Annotated in this window: 3 tRNA genes and 1 pseudogene; all 4 read left to right on the top strand. The window is 48.1% G+C overall.

Going from position 1 to position 559, the window contains the following annotated elements:
- Positions 1-96: 96 nt before the first annotated feature.
- Positions 97-181, top strand: a tRNA-Tyr gene (locus HR060_RS19155).
- 36 nt (positions 182-217) lie between these two features.
- Positions 218-292: transfer RNA gene (locus HR060_RS19160), tRNA-Gly, on the top strand.
- A gap of 15 nt (positions 293-307) precedes the next feature.
- A tRNA-Thr gene (locus tag HR060_RS19165) sits at positions 308-383 on the top strand.
- A 93-nt stretch (positions 384-476) separates the two neighbouring features.
- Positions 477-559, top strand: a pseudogene (locus HR060_RS19170) (GTP-binding protein); the annotation flags it as partial.

Raw genomic sequence — 559 nt, forward strand, 5'->3', positions numbered from 1 at the left:
CCGACTTAGCTCAGTTGGTAGAGCAACTGACTTGTAATCAGTAGGTCGCCAGTTCGATTCCGGCAGTCGGCACCATTGCAAAAATTAGAAATTCGGGGAGGGGTTCCCGAGTGGCCAAAGGGATCAGACTGTAAATCTGACGGCTCCGCCTTCGCTGGTTCGAATCCAGCCCCCTCCACCACTTTTTCTGAGATTGAGCGCGCAGAATATCTTGTACGCGGGTGTCGTATAATGGCTATTACCTCAGCCTTCCAAGCTGATGACGCGGGTTCGATTCCCGCCACCCGCTCCAGAGCTTTATAGTGTCGCTGGTATAGCTCAGTCGGTAGAGCGCACCCTTGGTAAGGGTGAGGTCCCCAGTTCAAATCTGGGTATCAGCACCATCTCTTCTTGATTTTCTCGTCTTAATCCTTATAAATACACAAAATTCATTGTTTGGTGTTTAAACCACCGTAACTACTATTTTGAGGTCCGTAATGGCTAAAGAAAAATTTGAACGTACGAAACCGCACGTTAACGTTGGTACAATCGGTCACGTTGACCACGGTAAAACAACTTT

The organism is Marinifaba aquimaris, assembly GCF_013328345.1.
GTDB classification, from domain to species: domain Bacteria; phylum Pseudomonadota; class Gammaproteobacteria; order Enterobacterales; family Alteromonadaceae; genus Marinifaba; species Marinifaba aquimaris.